The following is a 4,864-nucleotide window of genomic DNA, read 5'->3' as shown; positions in this document are numbered from 1 at the left end:
GCTTCACCTTGCCGTATATATGTTACTGACTTCGTCAGTTCTATCTACAACCTCAAAGCAATACTTTGAGCAACCTGCGGCTAGCTTCCTAGTTTGCTATTTGATTTTCATTGAGTATTAGTTACTTGCCCCAGATGTAGCATCCGCGTCTCCATGACCTCCATCACCGTGACCTCCGGCATCAGATGCACCTGAAGTAGCATCTGCGTCACCGTGACCGCCAGCAGGAGCAAATGGTCCGCTGCCTCCTACCAAGCGTTGACCTGTTTCTTTCAAGTACCAGTCAAGCCATGGTTGGAAGTTAAAGACAATTTCATTGATACCAGCATATGATCCGTCAGGATAGTACATTGCTTGGTAGTTGTGAGTGTTAATAACACCTGCAGGTGAACCAGGAACGATTGTACGTACGTATTCTTGGTTACCATTGCGAAGTGTTCCGATAACCCACTCAACATTTTTCATACGTGCTGGTGGAAGTGAATCGTGAATGGTTGACATACGGCTACCAGATTGAGATGGTACACGTTTTGCAAACATTGTATCAGGGTCTTGGTGAGCGTTGTTGTAGTAGAGGAATTGGTTGTTATCGTCAGCGTATGTCAATTCAAAAGGCATAGCTTTCAAGAACATATCAATCTGGTTAACAGTCAAGATACCATGGTCAAGCTTAACGTACGTATCACCGGATACAGCACCTGTAATTTCTGCAACTTTTTCTACCCATTCTGGATCATCAGGGTCAACTTCTGTAATCGTTGTAGCGATTGGTTTTCCACAATCCAAGTCTTCTGGTTCAATTGGTTTTGGTTTTTTCAATTTAGAAACGACTCCTACGTATTTGACAAAGTTATCTAAGCAAGTTTCAAGGAATTTAACAGTTCCTTCGTTAATAATATCTCCATTTGCATCAAAAGCTTCTTTAGCTTTTCCAAGGAGGAATTCATTACCTGGTAATGTGTAAGCATTCACTCCTGGTGCATCAAGAATCTTACGAAGGTGAACTTGAGCACGAGAAGTTCCTTGATCATAGTATGAAGCACCCACAATCATGACTGGTTTGTTTTCAAACGGATGCACTTCGTATGAAAGCCATTCAAGTACAGACTTAAGTGAAGCAGAAATAGTGTGGTTGTGCTCAGGAGTTGCAATAATGACACCATCTGCACGAGTAATTTTATTGTAAAGTAGGCGCAACTGGAAGCTGTCGTCCCATTTTTCGTCTTGGTTAAACATTGGAACTTCATCGATTTCCAAAACCTCTAGTTCAAATTTAATTTTAAACTGACGGCGGATGAATTCCAAGAGTTTGCGGTTATATGATTGATCGTAGTTTGATCCAACAAGTCCAACAAATTTCATTCTATTTTGTCTCCTATCTTACAAATTTTCCCAGTCAAATTCTTCTGCATCTTTACGAAGCAATTCTTGTGCGCTACGCAATTTTTCAGTAATCTTGACAAAGATACGGAAGTCATCAAAGATGGCATCCAATTTATTAATGACGTCAAGATCTACCAAGTCACCATTCTTATCGAAAGCTTGAAGAGAGTGAGAAAGTAAGAATTCATCAGGAAGAACTGTTGCTTTAATCTCAGGAGCATTCAAAATTTGACGAAGTTGCAATTGAGCACGTGAAGAACCGAGTGTACCGTATGAAGCACCAGTAATCATAATTGGTTTGTTCAAAAGTGGAAATACTCCGTAAGAAATCCAAGCAAGGGCGCTCATAAGAACAGCTGGAATTGAGTGGTCGTATTCTGGAGTACCGATGATAACACCATCAGCTGCTTCGATTTTAGCTACGATTTCCATAGCTTCAGCTGGAATTTGTTTGTCGGCTGGTTTGTTGAAAACTGGAAGATTTTTAATTTCGACCAATTCGATTTCTGCTTTATCAGCAAAGTGTTTTTGCATATATTGAAGCAGTTGGCGGTTTGTGGAACGTTTAGAGTTAGTTCCTACAATAGCAATAAGTTTAAGCATGGGCTTTCCTTTCTCTTTTGCATTATTAATTAATTACCGTTGGATGCCAGATGAACAAGCGATGCGTCCATCTTTGTCAATGAGGATGGCTTCGATACCATCAATATTTTCGACTTGCCACATGATTGATGCGCTACGTTGGCCAAACAATCGTGTAGTCCATATCTCGCCGTCGACAGATCGATTTGATATAATGGTCAAACTAGCTAAATCCGTTTCAATAGGATAGCCTGTTTCACTATCGAGAATGTGATGATAATCCTTGCCATTGATTTCAAGATGCCGTTCATAAATCCCAGATGTAACAACTGATTTTCCAGTAATAGACAAGGTCATCAGGTGATTACCGCGTGGATTATTTGGATCTTGAATGCCGATTTGCCACGGTCGATCATCTTTTGATTGGTTGTTTCCAATTGTGAGGATGTTTCCTCCTAGATTGATAAGAGCAGAAGTTACGCCATTTTCTTTTAAGAAAGTTGCAACCTTATCTGCGCTATACCCCTTTGCTAAACAACCCAAATCAATTTTCATTCCCTTTTTTTCAAGGAACACAGTTGAATTCATTGAATCGAGTTTGATCAAGCGAGGGTCTATCAATGGTAAAACGGAAGCAATTTCTTCAGGACTAGCAACTTTCGCATCAGAAAAACCAATACGCCAGGTTTGAACCAAGGGACCGATACTGATATTGAGATGACTTCCAGGTGCTAGACTATGGTCTAAACCAAAGGAAATCAGTTCAAATAAATTAGGGTGGACTTTAACTGGGGCAATACCTGCCTGATAGTTAATTTCCATTAATTCAGATTCAGTACTGTTAGCATTGAAGCGGAATTCAAGTTCCTTGAGCAAATCAAAAGCTTGACGGAGAAGATTATCGGCTTGTTCATGTACTAAGGAAATAGTAATCGTAGTTCCCATTAATCGCTCAGATGATGAACTAAGAGGCAAAGAATCAACTCCCTTCGAATCACTCGGAAATAGCTACAAATCTTGAATTAATAAGAAATTTAAAATTTATAATTTATTTCCATATAAATAGAATATCATAAAGTCAGCGTTTTCACAAATTATTTTTTACAAAAAGTCAAGAAATATGCTTAAAAAAATAAAAACAGCTCCAAATCAATGAGGACTCTTTGAAAACAAGTTAATATATATTTTGAAAACTTTCTTAAATAACATCAAACTAATCAAAAGTCTTGAAAACGTTCACAGATAATGGTATACTAGAGGGGTAAATAAAAATTAAAAGGTAGGAATTATCTAATGAGTAAAATCGTAGTCGTGGGTGCTAACCACGCTGGAACTGCATGTATCAACACTATGTTGGACAACTTTGGAAACGAAAACGAAATCGTTGTATTTGACCAAAACTCAAATATTTCATTCCTTGGATGTGGAATGGCTCTTTGGATCGGTGAGCAAATCGACGGTCCTGAAGGCTTGTTCTACTCTGATAAAGAAACGCTTGAAGCTAAAGGTGCGAAAATTTACATGAACTCACCTGTACTTTCAATCGACTACGATAACAAAGTTGTTACTGCAGAAGTTGAAGGAAAAGAACACAAAGAGTCTTATGACAAATTGATTTTTGCTACTGGTTCAACTCCAATCTTGCCACCAATCGAAGGCGTTGAAATCGTTAAAGGTAACCGTGAGTTCAAAGCTACTCTTGAAAATGTACAATTCGTTAAATTGTACCAAAACGCTGAAGAAGTCATCAACAAACTTGCAGATAAGAGCCAAAATCTGAACCGTATCGCTGTTGTTGGTGGTGGATACATCGGTGTTGAGCTTGCTGAAGCTTTCGAACGTCTTGGAAAAGAAGTTGTCCTTGTTGATATCGTTGACACTGTATTGAATGGATACTATGACAAAGACTTCACACAAATGATGGCTAAAAACTTGGAAGACCACAACATCCGTTTGGCACTTGGTCAAACTGTTAAAGCTATCGAAGGTGAAGGAAAAGTTGAACGCTTGATCACTGACAAAGAAAGCTTTGATGTTGATATGGTTATCCTTGCAGTTGGTTTCCGTCCAAACACTGCACTTGCTGATGGTAAGATCGAACTCTTCCGTAACGGTGCTTTCCTTGTTGACAAGAAACAAGAAACATCTATCCCAGGTGTATATGCAGTTGGTGACTGTGCGACTGTTTATGACAACGCTCGTAAAGACACTAGCTACATCGCTCTTGCATCAAACGCTGTTCGTACTGGTATCGTAGGTGCTTACAATGCTTGTGGACATGAGCTTGAAGGAATCGGTGTTCAAGGATCAAATGGTATCTCAATCTATGGTCTTCACATGGTTTCAACTGGTTTGACACTTGAAAAAGCAAAAGCTGCAGGTTACAATGCAACTGAAACTGGATTTAACGACCTTCAAAAACCAGAATTTATGAAGCATGACAACTATGAAGTAGCTATCAAGATTGTCTTTGATAAAGACAGCCGTGAAATCCTTGGTGCTCAAATGGTATCTCGTGATTCAGCAATTAGCATGGGAATTCACATGTTCTCACTTGCTATTCAAGAACACGTTACAATTGATAAATTAGCATTGACAGACTTATTCTTCTTGCCACACTTCAATAAACCATACAACTACATCACAATGGCTGCACTTACAGCAGAAAAATAATGATTTGTGAAACGGAAGATTTAATTCTTCCGTTTTTATCATCAAAAAAATGAGAGTGGGACAGAAATCGGTAATTCGTTAGAATTCGATTTCGTCTTCCCACCTCCGCACAGTTGAGTAGGGCTGTAAAAGCTGATGAAATCAGCGAAGTAGAGCCCACTCAACTACTGCGTCTTGCTCGACAATCCAAAGACAATTGAGAGGCTAGGACTTTTGTCCCAGCCTC

General features: G+C 39.2%; 4 protein-coding genes. 1 reads left to right on the top strand and 3 read right to left on the bottom strand.

Features of this window, described 5'->3' with window-relative positions:
* Positions 1–117 precede the first annotated feature (117 nt).
* From ADM33_RS06455 to ADM33_RS06445, 3 genes are read right to left on the bottom strand one after another with little or no spacing between them, the layout of a single operon-like run.
* Complete coding sequence (locus ADM33_RS06455) at positions 118–1,362, bottom strand: NAD(P)H-dependent oxidoreductase (RefSeq protein ID WP_049503885.1); 1,245 nt, start codon at positions 1,360–1,362, stop codon at positions 118–120.
* A gap of 18 nt (positions 1,363–1,380) precedes the next feature.
* On the bottom strand, positions 1,381–1,986 hold the full coding sequence (locus ADM33_RS06450) for an NADPH-dependent FMN reductase (RefSeq protein WP_049503883.1): 606 nt from the start codon (positions 1,984–1,986) through the stop codon (positions 1,381–1,383).
* 33 nt (positions 1,987–2,019) lie between these two features.
* Positions 2,020–2,940 carry an FAD:protein FMN transferase gene (locus ADM33_RS06445; protein ID WP_049503882.1) on the bottom strand — a complete coding sequence of 307 codons (921 nt, stop codon included), beginning with the start codon at positions 2,938–2,940 and terminating at the stop codon, positions 2,020–2,022.
* Positions 2,941–3,258: 318 nt separating this feature from the next.
* On the opposite strand from ADM33_RS06445, the gene nox reads away from it, so the two are divergent.
* Positions 3,259–4,638: a H2O-forming NADH oxidase gene (gene nox / locus ADM33_RS06440; protein ID WP_049503880.1), complete on the top strand. Its 1,380-nt coding sequence runs from the start codon at positions 3,259–3,261 to the stop codon at positions 4,636–4,638.
* The last annotated feature ends 226 nt before the right edge of the window (positions 4,639–4,864 follow it).

This window comes from Streptococcus oralis, assembly GCF_001075875.1.
Classification (GTDB): Bacteria; Bacillota; Bacilli; order Lactobacillales; family Streptococcaceae; genus Streptococcus; species Streptococcus oralis_I.
This window is presented reverse-complemented; position numbering and strand designations above follow the sequence as displayed.